We start from the raw sequence: 18046 nt of genomic DNA, 5'->3' as shown, positions 1-18046 counted from the left end.
AGGAGGTATTTTTTCGTAAATAACGGATTGAAAGTTCGTACAACGCTTACCCCTGCTCATCAGCAGTGGTAGTTTTTAATTTCAGCTTCAGAGATATTTCAGCCAAGCCACAGTAAAATACCGGGACAACAAAAATAGTAAGGATGGCAAGCATCATACCACCGAATGTTGGTATTGCCATGGGAACCATCACATCAGACCCTCTACCTGTGGACGTCAGCACAGGTAAAAGCGCCAGGATCGTCGTAGCGCTTGTCATCATCGCAGGGCGTACACGCCTTTCACCTGCTTGCACTGTGGCAGCCCGGATAGTTGCGACAGTACCTGGCGATTGTTCTTTAAAGACCTGTTGCAGATAGGTGCAGACAATTACGCCATTATCTGTAGCAATCCCAAAAAGAGCAAGAAAGCCTACCCAGACCGCAACACTCAAGTTTATAGTCCCCATTTGAAATAACCCCCGCAGGTTGTGACCCAATATCTCAAAATTAAGAAACCAAGGCTGCCCGTAGAGCCAAATCATGATGAAGCCCCCGGACCATGCGAAGAGGATACCTGAGAAGACGAGCATGGTGGTTACGTTCTTTTTAAACTGAAAGTAGAGAATGAGCCAAATGGCGAACAGGGCAATAGGCAGTACAATTTTGAGTTTTTTCTCAGCACGAACCTGATTCTCATAACTCCCGGTGAACGTATAATTAACTCCTGATGGAATGGATAGCTCACCTGAGCGTATTTTACCCTGTAGGAACGCCTGTGCCTGCTCCACTACTTCCACTTCGGCATACCCTTGCTTTTTATCAAAAATCACATAGCCGACCAGAAACGTGTCTTCGCTTTTGATGACCTGCGGGCCACGGACATAATTGATGGAAGCCAGCTCGCGTAGCGGTATCTGGGTTCCGTCGGGCGCAGCGACCAAAATGGTGGAGATAGATTCAATGGTATCTCTTAATTCCCTCATATAGCGCACTCGAACGGAGTAACGTTCTCGTCCCTCGACTGTTTGGGTGATCGGTTTGCCGCCGATAGCTACTTCGATCACATCCTGGACCATCTTTACCTTTATTCCGTAACGGGCTATGGCCTCCCGGTTGATATCCACCTCAAGGTATGGTTTGCCGACAATACGATCTGCAAGGACAGCTTCAGCTTTGACAGAAGGAACCTGTTTCAAAAGGCCCTCGATATCCAGAGCTGTCTTTTCGATTGTCTCCAGATCTGGCCCATATACCTTTAATCCCATGGGAGCACGCATACCGCTCTGCAACATCACTATTCTGGCGGCAATAGGCTGCAGCTTGGGCGCTGATGTGGTTCCCGAAATCGAGGCCGCATCAACTATCAAGTCCCAGATGTCGTCAGGGCTTTTAATTTCATCACGCCATTGACGAAAAGGGCGACCCTTTTTATCCAGGATCAGGTTGTTACCCTCATCACGGAGAAAAACATCCTCCTCTCCATTGTAGGCAAAGGTCAGGATACGACCGTCATTGTCGGTCTTAAATTCCGAAGCATAGGTGATAATTGTTTCTATCATTGAAATAGGAGCAGGATCGAGCGGACTTTCCACCCGCCCAAGTTTCCCTACAGCCAGCTCAACTTCCGGGATCGCATTAATCGCCATGTCCTGCTTACGTAACACATCCATTGCCTCGCCGATCGATGCATGGGGCATGGTGGTCGGCATCAAGAGATACGACCCTTCATCCAATGCCGGCATAAACTCCTTACCCAGGCCGGGGACGTTGTGTGCCAGGGATACGTAAGGTCGGGAGTTCCTCAATGTTTCCGGCATCCACCCCAGCACCTTGTCTGCTCCAAGCCACACTGTAAAACCAAAAATTACGATAACACTACTGAAGAGGAGGAAGGCAGTCTTACAGCGTAAAATAGCCGCCAGGATCTTTGCATAGAAATGAATAAAGAAATAAATAAATGTCAGTAGCCCGCCCACTGTAAGCAGCACGAAAATCATATTGTGGGATTGCTGTTCTGGTCCAAGTGGCTTCCAGTCCTCAGCCAGCCATATGGCAACCAGTACTGCAACAATGATATTAAATAAAAACAAAATAACGCGACGTACATTGAACGGGAGCTTTTGGTCTGCCAAATGGAAGACTGCAGTAATGATCATCAGTAGGCCAAGCCACCAAGGAAACCATGAGATGAAAGCCATTCCTACGAGACCCAACAGGGCAATAGTTCCCCAAAGGCCTATTTTTGACCATCTTGCCTTGTGTGTACCGGCAATAAGCCAGTGGGCAAGTGGCGGGAGTATGGTTAAAGCAACGACAATAGAGCCAATAAGGGCAAAGGTCTTTGTATACGCCAGCGGACGGAACAGCTTCCCTTCTGCTGCTTCCATGGTGAAGACAGGGAGAAAGCTGATAACAGTGGTAAGCACGGCCGTTACAACGGCACTGGCTACTTCCGTACAGGCCCGGTACACAACTTCCAGTCGATTCTCTTTTGGCGCAGCATCGTCAAGATGTTTGAGGATATTTTCGGTGAGCACCACGCCCATATCCACAATCGTCCCAATGGCAATAGCAATCCCAGACAAGGCGACAACATTGGCATCGACCTTGAAAAGCCGCATGCCGATAAAGGCAAACAATACTGCCAGGGGAAGAACACCGGAAATCAAGGTGGCGCTGCGCAAATGGAGCACCATCACAACAACGACGATGATCGTCACTAAAATTTGTTGGCGAACGGCATCCTCTAAGGTTCCCAACGTTTCGTATATCAAACCGGTACGATCGTAAAATGGTACAATCTTAACCTGGCTGAGGGTTCCATCCTCCATTTTTTTTTTGGGCAGGCCAGGCGATATTTTTTCAATCTTCTCTTTCACACGCTTGATAACCGCAAGCGGATTTTCACCATAGCGGGTGACAACAACACCCCCTACGGCCTCTGCTCCTGCCTTATCAAGGGCTCCACGCCTCAGGGCCGGCCCATAGGCAACCTGAGCAATCTGATCAAGGGTTACAGGAATATTGTTGCGCTGGGTAATAACAGTCTGTCGTAGGTCATCAAGGTTTTCAATGAATCCAAGACCGCGAATTACATACTCGACACTATTGACTTCTATTGTACGGGCACCGACATCAAGATTACTCGCACGTACAGCATTAAAGACCTCATGCAAGGCAATGTTATAGGTACGCAGGGCATCAGGATCGACATCAACCTGGTATTCTTTTACAAAACCGCCAATGGATGACACCTCTGCTACTCCATCGACACCTTGCAAACCATAGCGAACATACCAATCCTGGATGCTGCGCAGTTCATCCAGATCCCACCCTCCGGTTGGGTTGCCACTGCTATCCATGCCCTCCAAGGTATACCAGAAAATCTGCCCCAGTGCGGTGGCATCTGGGCCCAGTTGCGGGGTAACCCCCTGCGGCAAGGTTCCGGATGGCAAGCTATTGAGCTTCTCAAGGATTCTACTGCGTGTCCAGTAGAATTCAACGTCTTCTTTGAAAATGATATAGATGGACGAAAAACCAAACATGGAGTAACTGCGAATGGTTTTTACCTGAGGAAGACCAAGCAAAGCAGTGGTTAAGGGATAGGTTATTTGATCCTCAATGTCCTGGGGGGAACGTCCCATCCACTTGGTAAAAACGATTTGCTGATTTTCACCGATATCCGGGATAGCATCGACCGGTACCGGGTCGCGCGGGAATGTTTCGAATTCCCAGTCAAAGGGGGCAACCATGACACCCCAGAGAATCAGGACAACAGTAAAAAGTACCACAACAAGCTTATTCTCCAGGCAAAAACGGATGAGCTTGTTAATCGGATTGGATGATTGCTCAGTGATCATGCTCGTCGTGTCCATTTTGATTTGGAATCAGCCGTTCCTTAACATCACCGCAAGTCAGCATAACAGCCCCGAAATAGGGGTTTTGGAGTGGTTCAGACATCTGTAGCCAGTCCGCTCCACGATCACCAAAGGCCATAGGACAATGCATAATCAGTAATTCGCTGGTAAATGATGTAGGATTTGCTTTGACGGCCGCAATTAAGGCATTGGAAAGCGTTTCAAAATGTGGACGACGTACGTCGTCCAGTGATTCCGCAGCCAGCATGGAATGGAGCATTTCAGGGAGTTTTCCTGCATGACCGGCGATTTCCATCATTGCCTTGAGGCCGGCCTTGGCAGCAGCCAGGTCATCTGCAGCCAGTGCCGCCTGAAGGGCGAGGTAGGGCGAGAGTAACTGTGCGCCAAGATCACCGGAAATTTCAACCATTGCAGCGCCCTCTTGATGGGCGTTATCCGCTTCTGCGGTGGTACTTGTACCGCCATGGTCGTGGACCGATGCAGGCCCCCCTCCTTGAGGGTTCATCATGCTTGGCTTAGCCTGAATCTGGAGAGCACTGTCGATCTTGAAGGCACCATTGCTAACAATCCGTTCACCTTCACTCAGTCCACTCTTGACTATAAAAAAATTACCTGCTCGTGGGCCCAGTACAACTTCCCGTCCCTCGTACGTTGGTCGCTTGGCATCTTGCTTTGCTACATAAACTACAGCTCGTTTACCGGTGCGCAAGACTGCAGAATCAGGGATAACCAACGGCATGGCAACGTCTACATTTTCCACGTAACCCAACTCTTCAGCCGGAACAAGGGGCATGCCGCAAACATCACACTTGCCAGGTCCATCCTTAATAATCTCAGGATGCATGGGGCTTATCCATTTACCGGCAAATTCAGGGGCAAAAACCTGGCCACCTTCTGCCATTTTAACGGCAACATCGCCACGGGCAAACATCCCTGGCTTAAGTCGTCCATCCTGATTGGGAACATTGACCCGGATGGAAACCGTCCGGGTTTTCCTGTCTACCTCAGGTTCAATGAAGGCAATCCGACCATGAAATTCTTCACCCGGAAAAGACTCCACCGAAAATGCAACCTCCTGTCCATAACGGAGCCAGGTAATATCAGATTCATAGGCATCAAGGTTAAGCCACAGTTCGGTGAGATCAACAATGCGAAAGAAGGGGCTACCTGTTTGAACGTAATCCCCTTCCTGAACGTTTTTAGATACTACGAGTCCCCCTATGGGCGCACGCAGCACGAAGTGGTCACGAGCCTTTCCTTTTTTAATAATGCTGTCAACCTGGTACGGTAAAAGGCCCCAAAGACGAAGCTTTCCACGAGCGGCGCGGGTAATAGAACTGTTAGGGTCACGTTTATAGGCCGTCAGCAGTTCACGTTGAGCAGTAAGGAGTTCGGGACTGTAGACCTTGGCCAGATGTTCGCCTGTTTTTACTTTTACGCCGGTAAAATTGACATACAGTTCATCAATCCGTGCAGGAAACCTGGCTGTAAGAGATTTTACCCGGGTTTCGTCATAGGCTAGTTTCCCCACCAAACGGACCTGCATCTCAGGGAACTCGCGTGTCACGGGAGTCGTCTGGATATCAGCAAGTGCTCGTGAACTCCGACTCATGCTCATCGCTCGGGGAGAGTCATCATCGCTGTTATCTTTTTCAAGTGGGATCAAGGCCATGCCGCAGATAGGACAGTTTCCAGGCTCTGGTTGCTGTATCTGCGGATGCATGGAGCAGGTCCATATGGCTGGTTCCTGCTCCTCACTTTTTTCGCTCGAAGCGAGCTGGATGTAGTTTTCGTTTTCCGAAGATGGGGTCGAAGGCAGGAAATAGCGCCCTACGCTTAAACCAACAAAAAAAAAGGCACTACAGAGTATAATTACAGCTATTTTATTCATTTTGTTTCTCCGTACTCACGAACCCTTGTATCGGTTGATTGACCAAAGTCTGGATGATGATCCTCTGTTTCCAAGCATCGGCAGCCGCTCGCCAGGAGAGTAATTGTAAATCAAGCAGGGAACGTTCACTGTCAATAACTTCCAGAATGCCGGTTCGTCCGCTTTCATAACTGGTCCGGCTGTTTTCAACGGCCTGTTCAGCCAGCCCAAGTAGCTCATCTCCGTAAAGTTTTAAACGACGGTGAGCATCATCTAAAAGAGCGAGGCTGGAACGCATTTCCGCTTCTAACGCATTAACGCGGTTGTTATATGTGTGTATAACCGCCCGTTTACCGGCCATCGCTTCGGCCCTGGCAGAATCATTCTTCTCAAACCAGAGGGGGATATTCATGGATGCCGTCACTCCCCAGGGATCAGTACCCGCATCTGGAGTGTCGGGGTTGACTTCAGGGGAACCAATCTGGATGTAATTTATACCAAAGGTAAAGTCAGGATAACTCGCCAGTCTCGCGATCTCCTGGCGGGCTTCAGCACTATGGATTTTACGCTTAATCATTTGCAGCTCAGGGTTATTGAGCGTAATAGCATCAAGTAATGGCTGTTCTTCCAAAGAAGTAACTTCTGGAGTGTCCAATTGGGGCCATGGCAACACCGTGCCGTCAGTCACTGCAAGCAACTCGCTTATATGGGCTGATTGGGCAATTCTTTTCTGTTGCAATGATGCCACCTTGTCAGCGATTTTCCCCACTTCAACTTTGAGCCTTAGCAGGGGGTTAATATCACCACCACCTCGTACTTTTTCCTCAATGATAGGCTCTAGTTCTCGTATCCAGTCAAGGTTCTCTCTGGTTAAGGAGATTGCTTTTCCGGTAAACGCGTAGTCGAAATAGCTTGTTGCCACCTTTCTAGCCAATAACAGTTGTCTACTTTGAAAAGCGTACCACAGAGCTTCAGCCTCTGCTGTAGCGACATTCTCTTTACTGCTTAGCTTCCCGAACCAGGGAAAACGTTGGCTCAGCATAAAAATATTTTCCTGTGGACCAGTCCGCGTCTGTACAGATTCAACAAAAGAGGTGACTTGCAGCATCGGATCCGGCAATGCCGATACCTGTGGAGCACGTTGCATAGCCGCTTCGTATCGTGCTTTAAATGCTTTTAAATCAGGATTTGCTGCTTGAGCCTGCCTAAGATAATCTTCCAGTGTAGTTGCCTCAAAAAAAGTCTCTTGAGCCAAGGTTTTTCCCAGCATAATCAAAGAGAGGAGTGCACAACAAAGGGCACTCGTTACTACACGTTTTCCGTTCAGTGTACTCATAGTAATCCCATGGATATTTTCTGTGACGTTACTGACTCAATTTTGTTGTTTATGCCATTAATACTAATTGTAAAATCTATCTATACAAGAGGACGACGGATTTTTTCGCTTTTGCCATACATGTAAAAAAGGAAAGCAGCATGAAAAACTGAATGTAATACTTATCAATATCGATGGAAACACTGGAATAATAGACCAATTTGGAACAATATTTTTGTGCGAACCATTGTACCCTGCCAATAAATGACTACAGTAAAGTACCACAACGTGTCACCACAATCTATGAGAGAGACTAATAATGATCAAATTAGAAAAAGCAGTACCAGCAGTACTTTTTGTAGTGTTGTTTATGTTTGCAACAGCCGCATCAGCAATGAAAGACATGAATCACAGCGGTCATGACATGTCGGAAGAGAAAATGGACCATTCTTCAATGGCCCAAGACGGTGCCAAGTCAGGTCATTTTAAACATGCAGACATGGCTGATGGAATTCATACAACGTTTCAAATCATGAGTCTTGCCAGCATGAAGATGAAGGACCCAGAGGGGAAAACGCATCATATAATGGTTTCCTTTTCTCAAAATAATCAAAGAATGAAAGCGGTCGTTGGGGACATAAAAGTCGTATCACCATCCGGGAAAGACCAAGTAGGCGAACTCAAACACTTTGGTGGTGGGATGTATGCTGTTAATTTCACCTTTGATGAGGTAGGCGAATGGCACGTTTCCTGCCATTTTAGAGTACAGGCAAGTGAACATACAATAAAGTTTGCTTATCCCCATGACCAGATGTAGTCAAATCAGCGGAGAGTATAATTAATAGCATAGCATGCTTTGCATGCGTACCCACATATTGTTGCGTGTCGCTGCTGCATACAATACCGGCAGCCAAATTGACCACAGATATAAGTTGACTGAATTTTCCTGGAAATTTTACGGTGTTGCTTTGATAGTTATTGCTAGGTGGGAATGGCTGACAAAAATTGGTTTCTTTTTTCGTGCCAACCGTGAGTGGTTACCAGACGCTTTAGAGCCCTTCCCTTCCCGGATGCGTAACCAAGGAGAAAACAGGATATGTCTCAAACTTTCATCTTGTTCCTTTTCCAATAAAGAAAACAACTTTACCTTGTTTCTTCAATAAGCTCTTCAAAGCTCTCTTTTACTTGCTCTGCATCTTCGGTTACGGCGGCCTCAAGCTCGTCAAGTTCCACCTCTGGGTTGAGTGATACTGCAAGCGGTGTACTGGCCATTGCCACGAACTTTCCACGCTCATCCTTGGCATGGCCCCTATCCATCGATCTGCTAATGGCAAACAGGCAGATTACTAAAAGCATAGTAGCAAGACTTCCAAAAAAAACCTGCTGGGCCTAGATACTCCATGGCGAGTGCAGTTACTGGCGTGCCAATAGTCGCACCGGTGGCGCTTACCAGCACGAGTGTACCACTGGCCGCAACCATCTGCGTTGGCGTAAGATAGTCGTTGGTATGTACACCGCACAGCGAATATAAAGGCATGGTCAAGCCTCCGACACAAGCAATTAAAACAGAATGAATCAATCCGGTATCCGTATAATATATAGCAAAAATTGCAGCACAGGCTCCGGCCAAAGCCGAGATGATAATTACCAGCGAACGACCGACTGTGTCAGAAAGCCAACCGAGAGGGTACTGGAAGACAAATCCCCCCACAATCAAGGCCCCCATAAAAATGGAAACTTGCTGGATTGACATCTCCATCTCTGTACCGTATACAGCTCCCATGCCAAATATTGCCCCGTAGCACATACCGTTGATCAACATTCCGAATACACCAAGAGGAGATACCCGATAGAGCTGCCGAATGGAGACATTTTCCATCACGTCGAACTGGGGGGCACGGGCAACAGAAAGCAAAATGGGTATCAAAGCGATACTAATCAACAGCGAAGCAAGAACGAACAGCTCGTAACTTGAGGGGTGCCAGAGGTTTAACATCATCTGGCCGCCTGCCATACCACCTAAAGAGACCAGCATATAGATTGAAAGCAGCTTACCACGGGTGCCGTTGTCCGAAGCCTCGTTCAGCCAGCTTTCGGCAACGATGAAGAGCCCGGAGTACGAAAAACCGGTAACGATCCGCATGGCACACCATGCGAACGGATTCACGAAAACCGCCTGGACCAGTATGGCGGTCGATGCAAGTGAGGCAAGGGCACCGAAGGTGCGGATATGTCCCACCCTTCTTACCATCTTAGGTACTATATTACATCCAAGGATCAGCCCCATGAAATAGCCGGACATGACCAACCCTGTGATGGTCGTACTGAATCCTTCCAAGGAAGCACGCACGCCCAGCAGGGTGCCCTGCAAACCGTTGCCGAGCATGATAAGGCCCATTCCGCAGAATAGTGCCCAACAGTTGGTGATGATCGCCAGCATGAGTATCAGGGTTCCTCTAAGGCCAAGATTGTTGCGTATACACACAGTTCATTTTCGGACCGACCATATAGGAAAACTATTTCACCTGCCACAATAAATCGTAAATGATTACAATTTCTTATCGGTCGTTTCCTCTCAATGCAGATTGCCAAGGGAAACCTCAAAGAGGAACCACAAGGCTCCTGCTTAGGATAATCCCTGTGAAGATGAGCATCTTTTCTGCCTAGTCAGTGGAGCAGCAGCGATCGACCTACTGCTGGAGGTGCATAGGAAAAACCCTAAATTAAAGTGGGAAACAGAATTGTTTATCTTCGATTTGGCAGTATTAGGCCTAAGGCATAGTTGGTCATATTACGTATAGTGGTTCAAACTTGACCTGACAGGCACCTCTAGAAACCGGTAACCTTCACTTCAGAAAAAGTCTGAACCTTTACAACTATACCTTGCTGAATGTTATTATTGATTGCACACGTCGCGAACACAGTTCATCGAGTGGCATTAATGCGGATTTGTATGCTTATCAAGTCAAAAACTTTGTGCATACCCAGATGTTCGAAAAACCGTGTCGATCCGTAAATTATATTCCACTGAGTTCTATCTATATCAAAATGGGCTTCCAAAGTTAACGAATTATTCTCAGTTTGATTCGCAGTCATGTCAAAATTAAGAGAAGCAGTAATTCCCCGTAACGTCAATTCTCCTTTTACATGAAAGTTCGGTGCTGTCTGCCATAGAGGCTCAATGGGGGTGACTTTTATTAAAGAAAGAACAGCCGTTGGAAACATACTGGTGAAGAAAAAATCATCTGATCGCAGATGTGCTTCTAGTACAGGCTGTAATTCATCACCCTCCAGATTAATATTATGAATTGAGTTCATATCGACTTCAATCTTTCCACTAATTGTACCATTCTTAATGTGTATCTCTCCTTCGGAGATATCGACAGTTCCGAAATGAGTAGTACTGGGATTACGTCCCTCCCATTTAATAACACTAAAATCATTAGCGATGATAAAACTGCCATCAGAAAGTGTCAGTTGTGTTTGTGGATCATCTGACTGATCAACATTATTACCTTCACATACATTTCCGGCCTCACGCCAGGATTCAAGTCCTCCTTCAAGTTCATATACTTCCAGGTATCCTGCCCTGGTCATTTTCTCTATGGCCATTTTTGCATCATAACTCCTTTCGCTCGAGCCATACACCACCACTCGCTCCTTCTTTTCTGGAATCAGCCTGGCCAAATCATCCAGAAAAGAGACAAAGAAAACGCAAGCATTTTTAGCACCAGGAATATGTACCTTTTCAAAATGGTCAGGAGGGAGTACATCTAACAGATGAGTACTGGGATGCTCATTAATCATTGAACGTAAATCAGCGACTGACACAATATTCTTTCCAGTTTGTTCTGTCATGTCAAAATCCTCTCTTTTTACTTACAAATAATTAGTTAACCCCTATAAACGGGACTCTGTTGGATTCATTTTACGACATGTGGATTGGCTGCATCTTGAGGTGCTTTATGAACCATCGTGTAGGCGTAATCTATCCCATCGCCATAAGCACCACCATGTTGCCGAAATATATTTAACACAGCATCATAGTGTTCTTTATTGGCCCAGGCTCGTTGGAATTCAAGCACGGTAGCAACACTCGTCATAGGCACGGCACCTGCCTGTACTATTCTCCGCAGGGCAGCATCGTGGGCTGCGGCTGAAGTGGCGCCGCAAGCATCCTCCACCACATAAACGTTGTAACCTTCATTTATGAGATGAAGTGTTGGCCAGGCAACACAGACTTCTGTCCATAGACCAGCTATCAAGATATTATTCTTGCCCGCAGCACGAATGGCTTCTCTGAATTTTTCATCATCCCAAGAGTTCATGCTGCTTCGTTCTATAGGCTGCTGCCCTGGAAAAACATCGATCAATTCAGGCCATATGTATCCACTGAATGACTCAGTTTCTACAGCTGTGAGGATTACAGGCACACCGTATTCTTTTGCTCCTTTGGCCAACATTACAACATTGTTCACCAACAATTGTCTGTAATGTTCGATACTCTAAAGGTCATCTGTGGTTGATGGTCAATAAAAACAACAGCACAATTGTCTTTTGTCAGCAATCCACCATCTGTATTGGGAAGTATATTTGCCATGATATTTATCCTCTTCTTGTTGATAGGTTTCTGATTACGAGTGGATAGTTTGGGCCCAGGACTGTAAAGCCTGCAATTGCCGAACTATCAAATCTTGAATCTTAGTTTCCAACAGATTCCCTTCTTCGTCAAAGCTACTGCTGAAAGCATTGCTAAATACTTCCGGTTTATTTAAAGGGTGGAGATCAAGAAATACGCATACTTGCCTGAGGTGATATTGAGACCTTGCTGAGCCCATACCGCCTCCCGATCCAAGTATGGCCACAGGTTTTCCTGCGAGCAGATGATTATCTGGTGCACGAGAAGCCCAATCGAGTGCATTCTTAAGTGCAGGTGCAAGCGAGTAGTTATATTCAGGGCAAGCGAGGAGCAATGCATCCGCATTCCCGATACTCTCATTAAGTTTCTGCACAGGATCTGGAATATCTTTAAGATCTGCATTATAGAAAGGAACATCTTGTAAATCTGCCAATTCAATTACCATCCCCGATGGAGCATGTTCTTTTGCATATCTCAATAGCCCTAAATTAGTAGACTGACTCCGCAGGCTGCCGCAAATTCCTAAAACATGTAAAGATTTCATAATTTCTCCTTATGGATTTATTAATGGCTCTACTTAGTCGACCAATGGGACCTCAATCGCCAGGAGTTGCGCTTTACTTTGAGCTACAATTGGGTAGGTTTCGCCCTCTACTATCCCCAATCCATCACGCCTTTTAACAGGATTACCGTCTATGTTGACATTGCCTTCGATGACAAAGAAGTAAACACCATTCTTTTTGTCATTTTTCTCATAGATCACCTGTTTTTCAGCCTCAATATCAGCTAGTGAAAACCAGGCATCCTGGTTGATCAATACCGTTTCTTCCGAATTTTCTGGTGCTACAAGAAGCTGGAACCTGTTTTTTCTATTACCTTCATCAAAGAGTTTCTGATCATACCTTGGGGTAATGTCCCTTTCTTTTGGCAGCACCCAGATTTGAAGAAAATTTACATCTTCTGAAAATGAGTCATTGTACTCCGAGTGGGTTATGCCTCTTCCTGCCGACATAATCTGGACTTCACCTGTAGATATGATATGCTTGTTGCCCATACTGTCTTGATGTCGTAAAGCCCCTGAAAGAGGGATAGAAATTATCTCCATGTTTTCATGAGGATGAGTTCCAAATCCCATTGATGGCGTGACGATGTCATCGTTAAGCACTCGCAATAATCCAAAATTCATGCTCTCAGGGTTGTAGTAATCGGCAAAACTAAAAGTGTGTCTGCTTTTTAGCCAACCATGATCAGACAGTCCTCTTGATTGATTTTCGTGATACATTGGTTTCATTATATTCTCCTGTATGGTGAGCGGTTATATTTCATAAAATCTACCATTATTTCGATGTCGAAACATGTGAATGAAAAAATAGGCGCGTTTATTTAAACTTTCTTAATACATTCGACAGAATATCTTTTTCTTCATCACTAAGAAACTCAAACGCCTTTGCTACAATTTCTGCATGCCTGGGAAACACCCTGGCAATTATCTCTGTACCTGATTCCGTAAGATATACTGTCACCCTGCGCCTATCTTCCTCTGTCCTTTTGCGCAAAACCAAAGTCTTTCTCTCGAGGCTATCAACCACTGTCGTTAAATTCGCGTTACTCTTTAGAATTTTCTCTCCTAACTCACTCTGAGAGAGTGGCCCGAGATGATAAAGCGCCTCAAGTACCCCAAATTGACTTACAGTTAGGTTATCATCTCTTAGATGCCCATGGATTTTGCTTGTTGTCAGATTGGCAGCGCGCATGAGTTTGACATAAACACTTAGTGCGTCTCGTTGATTTTTAGGCAACCTATTGTATTTCATATTAACCTCTGCACTTATTTCGACATCGAATAATTAAATTTAAAATTATATCTCCCGTTCCCTTGAGTCAAGTCCCAGATTACAATAATCATTGACTCATATGAGATTAAATTATTCCCCTTCAGGAAGCAGATGCCTTAATCTACCGGCATTAATGAAATTAAAGAAACACCCAAAACAGTAAGCTCCCTACAAATAAATCTGTTGGAAAAATGATGATTGAGGACGGCTATCCTGTGCCCGACGTACGCACTTTGCCATCCATGCGAGGGGTAACATTGCCGAAACGAAGCTAACTAATTTCACTTTATACTTAAACGAAAGGTGCTTTCTGTCGCTCTAAAGATGAGAGGGTGTGGATGGAGAGTCGGCGCTAACCTTGGCTTTGATGGTGGTCAATGGCAGCGCTACTGCTTCGACAGCAGTTACACTTCGTGGTTTAATACCGACGATTCGTGCATCAACGAGTTGGTACTCTGTATTACTACCTTGACGATTAAGATCACCAGCATAGCAAACAACATCTCCAGGTTTAAACGTATTCACATCCTCACCAGTGGCAACGACTTCACCAACAGTATCCCAGCCGAGTACCTTATAATTGCCATCGATTCCTGCCATCCGAGTACGGATTGTATAGTCCACAGGATTAACAGCAATGGCCTGCACCTTAACCAGCAGTTCGCGTCCGGTTGCAATGGGTTGTTCAAGCTCAATATCTTGTAATGATTTTATATCGTTGATTGGTAACGACTTTATGGATTTCTGATTACCCATGAAACTCAGCCATTTTTTTTGGACTCGGGAGACAGATTAAATTTCTCAGTACTGAGGTAGGGGACTGATTTTTTTTCATGGTTTTTTATGAAAATCAATCTGTCTCCCGGGTTTAAAAGAGAAATAAAATCAGTCTCCTGTCTGTTTCGGTAGATAATTGGCTGAGTTTTGTACGTAATCAGATTATGGATTTTATTGAAACCGACAAACTTACCATGTGGGATTTTAATGAAAAAATCCTTAAAGTTGATGTTGATATTTATACTAAAACACATCGAGGACTTGATTGCCGGTTGGTAAGAATTGGTAGCAGATTTCAACCCAACCAGGTTGCCTGCTTGTCAACGGCAATTTTGATAGCAAAAGAAATGAATCAAAACATATGATTTTGCGCGGTCAAATTTGACAAACCTCCAGCCAATTTCTTATAATTATGGCAGCAGTGATAGATATTAAATAATTTCTCTTCAATGAAGCAACAGGGAGGAGACATGCCATTTACAATTAAAAGAGTTCAGTATTTTTATACAATGGTCAGGGACCAGCCTGGAGAGGCGTATGAATTACTCAATATGTTGGCTGAAATGGGGATAAATCAACTCGCTTTTTCTGTCATACCATTTGGACCGAATTCGACCCAGTTAGCAATTTTCCCTGAAGATCCTTTAAAGTTAATCCATGAGGCAAAATTGTCTGATATGAACATTGACGGCCCTCATCATGCCCTCTTAATCCAAGGGGATGATGAGTTGGGAGCTTTAGCTCAGATCCACCTACAATTGCATGAAGCAAATATCAACGTCTATGCTACAAGCGGTGTCACAGATGGACGCGGGAGTTACGGATATCTTGTTTATGTAAAAGAGGATGATTACGAAAGAGCGGCCCAAACTCTCGAAGTGTGAATCCTTGCTTCATTATTCTTCCCCGCAGTTTCCCGATAGCGTACTTGGCAGGGAAAATATAAAACAAAGATTGCCGCTGCGTAACTTTATAAATATAAACGTATTTTTGGCTTTAGCTGTGCCGGTGTTTAGATTTTAGATCAGAAAATCCGGTAATGTCCATCCGAACCTTGAACCTTATCTACATCTATAAACGTACGCAGCTACCTGACTGCTAAGATGCTTATTTTCAATTCAGCTCTCTCTTGCCTTCTCCTTAAACATTTACACCAGACAGAAAATACCTTTTTTCAAGTAATTGCATGTTGACTTAGGTGCCTCATAGTTCGCGCATCCTGAAATATTGATTTTCCTCTGTGGCTTCTGTTTGATTCTTTAAAGCTGCTATCCAATACATAGTAAAGAATTCTCAGATACCTCAAATGTGATGCACATAAACATTCTTCGACCAAGAAAGCGTGAGGTTTTGACATTGCCGGATCGAAAGTATCAGTATTTTCCCGATACGCCAATTTTGCATAATTCCTGCTCACCAAAACCGTCACTAATTTCCAACACGGCTGTTTTGTCGTACTCCGAGGTAACGATCCTTGATCACTCAGACCTGTGCCAATAGTAAAACATCGCGTGAATTCCTTTTAATTGAGCTGCCTGATAATTCGACAATTCTTCAGATCCCAGCCCCTCTATCTGTTCCGGAGTTGGTAAGTAACCATCCTTTTCCTCTGTTATCTCCCAACTGGCGGACTTAAGAAAACGAAGTGCAATGTCTCTTGCTTCATTTAATTCGGTTGAAAGCACCCACATGTGAACGACTGCCCTGGAAACGTGGGCAATCATAGGGTTTTCGTGCTGTGGCTCGACTTCAAAAATAAAGTAATACGAATCCATACCAGACCTGATTTTTTTTCCAGCCTCTGCATATAGCAGGGCATTATAATGGAAGTTGTCAAAAATGTTGTCCGCCTCAAAAAACAACAAAATACCGCCTCTATTTGCTCGGTTAAAGGAAGCGGCAGGGGCACAAGGGCGATGGAGGCAGATCTTTGCTTGACTCATCTCGCTTATACAATGCCACTGGAAGCGGATTTTTCTATAGTCAAAATATCTATAAATAACGCCTTATGCAAAGGAGAGATGTTAACTGGATGTAAGGCGAAATAAATGAGTATTATCCTCCTAAGCTTTTTCCGTGGAAAGGGCAACGCGGTTCTCAGCCTAGCCGAAATGGCGTATGTCAGGTGACGAGCCAAGCTTGGGATGTGTGGCTGGTTGGAAACAACAGATGATCCTGTTTTCTTTCCAGCCTCCAGACAGCAACTACTCCAGAGCCTTTTCAATGGCCATTTTGAACCGGGTTGAGGAGAAAGGGCGGCAGCAAGCAGTGCAGGACTTTCCCGGTGTTTTGAAGTGACTGAGTTTTTCAGTAATTTTGGAGCCGCATTTAGGGCAGGTAACGGTGATTATCTTATCTTCTTGCATGGTAGTGACCTCATAGTAAAAGAAAGAATTAAAAACCTACTTTATAGAAGCACACCAACTCCACTCCGGTCAACAGGAAATATCCTGTTGGTGCCTGAGCAAAAGCGCGGCCTCCTGCCAACATCTTTATCCGAGCAGATTCACTATAAAGCGTGATGCCTTTTTTGAAAGAAATGTCTTTCGTACCGCTATTCCCCGCCCTTTTGCTTGCCATAGCCCACCAGCGCCCCTGGGCACCAAGAGCGCTACAACAAGGAAAAGTTTGCCTTCTTTTAGCCGCAGAGTTATCATTTAACCTTTAACCTAAATCTTGCATGTCAAACATGACAAAAATGCTTTTAGTTATGTTTTTCCAGACTGTTGTCGGTTTTATCAACAAGAAATCAGTTCACTTTTTATGTGAGTTACATTTAAGAGCATTTTTCTCATGCTTGCCACCCTTCGGGATTGCCGATTTTACCGAATCTGCTTTGTTTGCGAACACTTGAAGTACTACAGTACGTCTGCGTGTACGCAGCCTCGCACCTTCGGCAAACTTGGCAATTGCAGGATTTAGGTTTTAAACTTACGAAACAAGTATGGCTGCTTCTACCCCAACATCAAAATTTTACCGTTTCCTGGAAGGCTCTCAACCATGTCAGAGATACGAACCGGTCGCCAAAAGTATTACAATATTTTTGCTCACTTTTATGATTTTTTTATCAAAATCCATTCCGGCCATCACGGAGACGAGACTCGTAAATTTCTGGTGCGTTCTGCCCAGATAGACAATGCAAACCAAGCCAGAATACTGGATATCTGTTGCGGTACCGGATCAGTTATTCTTTCTTTTGCAGAAAAGTATTCTGATGTCCTGGCAATCGGTTATGATTTTTCCGGTGGCATGCTGCACAGAGCAAACCAAAAAGATGTGGCTCATAAAATCATTCTCATCCAGGGAGATGCTGCAAATTTGCCATATATCGATGACTGCTTTGATGTTGTCTGCTGTTCTCATGCGTTGTATGAACTGAGAGGGCAGGTAAGGACAAATGCCCTTATGGAAATGAAACGCGTTGTAAAGGCAGACGGCAAAGTTCTGATTATGGAGCATGAAGTCCCCAAAAATCCAATTGTGAAAATGATGTTTTATATGAGAATGCTGATGATGGGCTCGTCTGACTCCAGAGAATTTCTAAAACAGGATCTCTCTCCGTACAAAAAAATATTCGGCCAAGTCAACTTATCGCATACTCCTTCCGGCAAAAGCAAACTTGTCACCTGCCGTAAAAACTCGCCACACATTGATGGCAAATAAAAAGGGAAACGCAGTACACCGCCGCGTTTTCCCTATTAAGTTAGCTACTATGTATGCTAACCATTGAATCTAAAGCAATCGCAATCAT

At 45.0% G+C, this 18046-nt stretch carries 18 protein-coding genes and 2 pseudogenes; 7 read left to right on the top strand and 13 right to left on the bottom strand.

Annotation, left to right across the window (positions count from 1 at the left end; genetic code table 11):
- Positions 1-46: 46 nt before the first annotated feature.
- From ACHZCY_RS17495 to ACHZCY_RS17485, 3 genes are read right to left on the bottom strand one after another with little or no spacing between them, the layout of a single operon-like run.
- Complete coding sequence (locus ACHZCY_RS17495; RefSeq protein WP_319549828.1) at positions 47-3841, bottom strand: efflux RND transporter permease subunit; 3795 nt, start codon at positions 3839-3841, stop codon at positions 47-49.
- Positions 3831-5750: an efflux RND transporter periplasmic adaptor subunit gene (locus ACHZCY_RS17490; RefSeq protein ID WP_319549827.1), complete on the bottom strand. Its 1920-nt coding sequence runs from the start codon at positions 5748-5750 to the stop codon at positions 3831-3833. The genes ACHZCY_RS17495 and ACHZCY_RS17490 overlap by 11 nt, the downstream gene beginning before the upstream one ends.
- The gene (locus ACHZCY_RS17485) at positions 5743-7065 is read right to left on the bottom strand and encodes a TolC family protein (protein ID WP_319549826.1); all 1323 of its coding nucleotides are present in this window, start codon (positions 7063-7065) and stop codon (positions 5743-5745) included. Before ACHZCY_RS17485 ends, ACHZCY_RS17490 begins: the two co-directional genes overlap by 8 nt.
- Positions 7066-7363: 298 nt before the next feature.
- On the opposite strand from ACHZCY_RS17485, the gene ACHZCY_RS17480 reads away from it, so the two are divergent.
- Together ACHZCY_RS17480 and ACHZCY_RS17475 are read left to right on the top strand one after the other, a co-directional pair.
- Positions 7364-7861, top strand: a complete 498-nt coding sequence (locus ACHZCY_RS17480; protein WP_319549825.1) for a hypothetical protein — start codon at positions 7364-7366, stop codon at positions 7859-7861.
- A 43-nt stretch (positions 7862-7904) separates the two neighbouring features.
- Positions 7905-8207 (top strand): hypothetical protein, encoded by a 303-nt coding sequence (locus tag ACHZCY_RS17475; RefSeq protein ID WP_319549824.1) that lies wholly within the window; start codon positions 7905-7907, stop codon positions 8205-8207.
- On the opposite strand, the gene ACHZCY_RS17470 is transcribed toward ACHZCY_RS17475, so the two are convergent.
- The 8 genes and pseudogenes from ACHZCY_RS17470 to ACHZCY_RS17435 all read right to left on the bottom strand — a co-directional run.
- On the bottom strand, positions 8188-8361 hold the full coding sequence (locus ACHZCY_RS17470; protein WP_319549823.1) for a hypothetical protein: 174 nt from the start codon (positions 8359-8361) through the stop codon (positions 8188-8190). The two genes, ACHZCY_RS17475 and ACHZCY_RS17470, sit on opposite strands and share 20 nt — an antisense overlap.
- 7 nt (positions 8362-8368) lie before the next feature.
- The gene (locus tag ACHZCY_RS17465) at positions 8369-9529 is read right to left on the bottom strand and encodes an MFS transporter (protein ID WP_319549822.1); all 1161 of its coding nucleotides are present in this window, start codon (positions 9527-9529) and stop codon (positions 8369-8371) included.
- Between the two features lie 440 nt (positions 9530-9969).
- Positions 9970-10902 carry a YceI family protein gene (locus tag ACHZCY_RS17460; RefSeq protein ID WP_319549821.1) on the bottom strand — a complete coding sequence of 311 codons (933 nt, stop codon included), beginning with the start codon at positions 10900-10902 and terminating at the stop codon, positions 9970-9972.
- A 65-nt stretch (positions 10903-10967) separates the two neighbouring features.
- Positions 10968-11644 (bottom strand): annotated as a pseudogene (locus tag ACHZCY_RS17455) (hydrolase).
- A 34-nt stretch (positions 11645-11678) separates the two neighbouring features.
- A complete protein-coding gene (locus ACHZCY_RS17450; protein ID WP_205224742.1) occupies positions 11679-12227 on the bottom strand; it encodes an NADPH-dependent FMN reductase in 549 nt (182 codons plus the stop codon).
- A gap of 33 nt (positions 12228-12260) precedes the next feature.
- Positions 12261-12974, bottom strand: coding sequence for a pirin family protein (locus ACHZCY_RS17445; RefSeq protein WP_319549818.1), 714 nt, complete (start codon positions 12972-12974; stop codon positions 12261-12263).
- Between the two features lie 88 nt (positions 12975-13062).
- Positions 13063-13497: a MarR family winged helix-turn-helix transcriptional regulator gene (locus tag ACHZCY_RS17440; RefSeq protein ID WP_319549817.1), complete on the bottom strand. Its 435-nt coding sequence runs from the start codon at positions 13495-13497 to the stop codon at positions 13063-13065.
- A gap of 381 nt (positions 13498-13878) precedes the next feature.
- Positions 13879-14274: pseudogene (locus ACHZCY_RS17435) on the bottom strand (alcohol dehydrogenase catalytic domain-containing protein); the annotation flags it as partial.
- 185 nt (positions 14275-14459) lie between these two features.
- Between ACHZCY_RS17435 and ACHZCY_RS17430 the strand changes: the two are divergent.
- Both ACHZCY_RS17430 and ACHZCY_RS17425 read left to right on the top strand, forming a co-directional pair.
- A complete protein-coding gene (locus ACHZCY_RS17430; RefSeq protein ID WP_205224934.1) occupies positions 14460-14660 on the top strand; it encodes a hypothetical protein in 201 nt (66 codons plus the stop codon).
- Between the two features lie 105 nt (positions 14661-14765).
- A complete protein-coding gene (locus tag ACHZCY_RS17425; protein WP_319549815.1) occupies positions 14766-15179 on the top strand; it encodes a hypothetical protein in 414 nt (137 codons plus the stop codon).
- Positions 15180-15773: 594 nt separating this feature from the next.
- Here the strand turns inward: ACHZCY_RS17425 and ACHZCY_RS17420 are convergent.
- Positions 15774-16070 carry a hypothetical protein gene (locus ACHZCY_RS17420; protein WP_319549814.1) on the bottom strand — a complete coding sequence of 99 codons (297 nt, stop codon included), beginning with the start codon at positions 16068-16070 and terminating at the stop codon, positions 15774-15776.
- A 48-nt stretch (positions 16071-16118) separates the two neighbouring features.
- Between ACHZCY_RS17420 and ACHZCY_RS17415 the strand changes: the two genes are divergently transcribed.
- On the top strand, positions 16119-16343 hold the full coding sequence (locus tag ACHZCY_RS17415) for a hypothetical protein (protein WP_319549813.1): 225 nt from the start codon (positions 16119-16121) through the stop codon (positions 16341-16343).
- Between the two features lie 70 nt (positions 16344-16413).
- Complete coding sequence (locus ACHZCY_RS17410) at positions 16414-16593, top strand: hypothetical protein (RefSeq protein ID WP_205224937.1); 180 nt, start codon at positions 16414-16416, stop codon at positions 16591-16593.
- A 96-nt stretch (positions 16594-16689) separates the two neighbouring features.
- Here ACHZCY_RS17410 and ACHZCY_RS17405 read toward each other — a convergent pair whose 3' ends face one another.
- A complete protein-coding gene (locus ACHZCY_RS17405) occupies positions 16690-16875 on the bottom strand; it encodes a hypothetical protein (RefSeq protein WP_319549812.1) in 186 nt (61 codons plus the stop codon).
- A gap of 420 nt (positions 16876-17295) precedes the next feature.
- Here ACHZCY_RS17405 and ACHZCY_RS17400 point away from each other — a divergent pair, with 420 nt between their 5' ends.
- Entirely contained in the window at positions 17296-17958 is a 663-nt protein-coding gene (locus ACHZCY_RS17400; RefSeq protein ID WP_319549811.1) for a class I SAM-dependent methyltransferase, read from the top strand.
- Positions 17959-18046 lie beyond the last annotated feature (88 nt).

The organism is Desulfogranum marinum (assembly GCF_963675105.2).
Taxonomy (GTDB): domain Bacteria; phylum Desulfobacterota; class Desulfobulbia; order Desulfobulbales; family Desulfobulbaceae; genus Desulfogranum; species Desulfogranum marinum.
This window is presented reverse-complemented; position numbering and strand designations above follow the sequence as displayed.

What these genes read in the sequence shown, in the direction of transcription:
- ACHZCY_RS17495 (WP_319549828.1), bottom strand. Translation starts at nt 3,841, where the DNA reads ATGATCACTGAGCAATCATCCAATCCGATTAACAAGCTCATCCGTTTT.
- ACHZCY_RS17490 (WP_319549827.1), bottom strand. Translation starts at nt 5,750, where the DNA reads ATGAATAAAATAGCTGTAATTATACTCTGTAGTGCCTTTTTTTTTGTT.
- ACHZCY_RS17485 (WP_319549826.1), bottom strand. Translation starts at nt 7,065, where the DNA reads ATGAGTACACTGAACGGAAAACGTGTAGTAACGAGTGCCCTTTGTTGT.
- ACHZCY_RS17480 (WP_319549825.1), top strand. Translation starts at nt 7,364, where the DNA reads ATGATCAAATTAGAAAAAGCAGTACCAGCAGTACTTTTTGTAGTGTTG.
- ACHZCY_RS17475 (WP_319549824.1), top strand. Translation starts at nt 7,905, where the DNA reads ATGCGTACCCACATATTGTTGCGTGTCGCTGCTGCATACAATACCGGC.
- ACHZCY_RS17470 (WP_319549823.1), bottom strand. Translation starts at nt 8,361, where the DNA reads ATGGATAGGGGCCATGCCAAGGATGAGCGTGGAAAGTTCGTGGCAATG.
- ACHZCY_RS17460 (WP_319549821.1), bottom strand. Translation starts at nt 10,902, where the DNA reads ATGACAGAACAAACTGGAAAGAATATTGTGTCAGTCGCTGATTTACGT.
- ACHZCY_RS17450 (WP_205224742.1), bottom strand. Translation starts at nt 12,227, where the DNA reads ATGAAATCTTTACATGTTTTAGGAATTTGCGGCAGCCTGCGGAGTCAG.
- ACHZCY_RS17445 (WP_319549818.1), bottom strand. Translation starts at nt 12,974, where the DNA reads ATGAAACCAATGTATCACGAAAATCAATCAAGAGGACTGTCTGATCAT.
- ACHZCY_RS17440 (WP_319549817.1), bottom strand. Translation starts at nt 13,497, where the DNA reads ATGAAATACAATAGGTTGCCTAAAAATCAACGAGACGCACTAAGTGTT.
- ACHZCY_RS17430 (WP_205224934.1), top strand. Translation starts at nt 14,460, where the DNA reads ATGGATTTTATTGAAACCGACAAACTTACCATGTGGGATTTTAATGAA.
- ACHZCY_RS17425 (WP_319549815.1), top strand. Translation starts at nt 14,766, where the DNA reads ATGCCATTTACAATTAAAAGAGTTCAGTATTTTTATACAATGGTCAGG.
- ACHZCY_RS17420 (WP_319549814.1), bottom strand. Translation starts at nt 16,070, where the DNA reads ATGGATTCGTATTACTTTATTTTTGAAGTCGAGCCACAGCACGAAAAC.
- ACHZCY_RS17415 (WP_319549813.1), top strand. Translation starts at nt 16,119, where the DNA reads ATGGAAGTTGTCAAAAATGTTGTCCGCCTCAAAAAACAACAAAATACC.
- ACHZCY_RS17410 (WP_205224937.1), top strand. Translation starts at nt 16,414, where the DNA reads ATGTCAGGTGACGAGCCAAGCTTGGGATGTGTGGCTGGTTGGAAACAA.
- ACHZCY_RS17405 (WP_319549812.1), bottom strand. Translation starts at nt 16,875, where the DNA reads ATGGCAAGCAAAAGGGCGGGGAATAGCGGTACGAAAGACATTTCTTTC.
- ACHZCY_RS17400 (WP_319549811.1), top strand. Translation starts at nt 17,296, where the DNA reads ATGTCAGAGATACGAACCGGTCGCCAAAAGTATTACAATATTTTTGCT.